General features: G+C 66.8%; 1 pseudogene. It reads left to right on the top strand.

Going from position 1 to position 301, the window contains the following annotated elements:
- Window positions 1–301 (top strand): annotated as a pseudogene (locus IF29_RS0141285) (glucose-6-phosphate dehydrogenase); the annotation flags it as partial.

Genomic DNA, 301 nt, shown 5'->3' with positions numbered 1-301 from the left:
CGAGAAGCTGCGCGCCACCATCGAGGAGCTCGACAAGGCCCAGGGCACGGGCGGGAACTTCGCGTTCTACCTGTCGGTGCCGCCGAAGTTCTTCCCGCAGGTGGTCCAGCAGCTCAAGGCACACGGCCTGGCCGACCCCCCCAAGGGCTCCTGGCGCCGGGCGGTGATCGAGAAGCCCTTCGGACACGACCTGAAGAGCGCCCAGGAACTCAACCAGGTCGTGCACTCGGTCTTCCCGCGCGACGAGGTCTTCCGCATCGACCACTACCTGGGCAAGGAGACCGTCCAGAACATCCTGGCC

The organism is Streptacidiphilus jeojiense (genome assembly GCF_000719095.1).
Lineage (GTDB): Bacteria > Actinomycetota > Actinomycetes > Streptomycetales > Streptomycetaceae > Streptacidiphilus > Streptacidiphilus jeojiensis.
The sequence above is the reverse complement of the archived record's forward strand: the minus strand, read 5'-3'. Positions and strand labels throughout refer to the sequence as shown.